This window comes from Lentzea kentuckyensis, assembly GCF_002150765.1.
Classification (GTDB): domain Bacteria; phylum Actinomycetota; class Actinomycetes; order Mycobacteriales; family Pseudonocardiaceae; genus Lentzea; species Lentzea kentuckyensis.
Map to the genome: position 1 here is coordinate 1 of NZ_MUYM01000007.1, position 267 is coordinate 267.

A 267-nucleotide genomic window follows, 5' to 3' on the forward strand; every position below is an offset into this window, starting at 1 on the left:
CCACCGGAGCAACCTGAACCGGCACCCCCTCGAACCCCGGAGGCAAACCCGATGGCCTGGAATTCCACCGTGATCACCGTTGTTGGATCTGTGGCGAGCGAGATCACGTACAGGCACGGCGAGGACGGCAGGACCAACGCGTACTTCCGCATCACCTCGACCGAGCGCCGGTACAACACGTCGATCGGCGACTGGGAAGACGGCGAGACGTTGTGGCTGGGCATCTCGTGCTGGCGCAAGCTCGCCGACAGCGTCAAGACCACGCTG

Annotated in this window: 1 protein-coding gene; it reads left to right on the top strand. The window is 64.4% G+C overall.

The window, feature by feature from the left end:
• Positions 1 to 69: 69 nt before the first annotated feature.
• Positions 70 to 267, top strand: a 198-nt coding sequence (locus B0F77_RS48900) for a single-stranded DNA-binding protein (RefSeq protein WP_211293662.1), incomplete at its 3' end; no start/stop codon positions are given.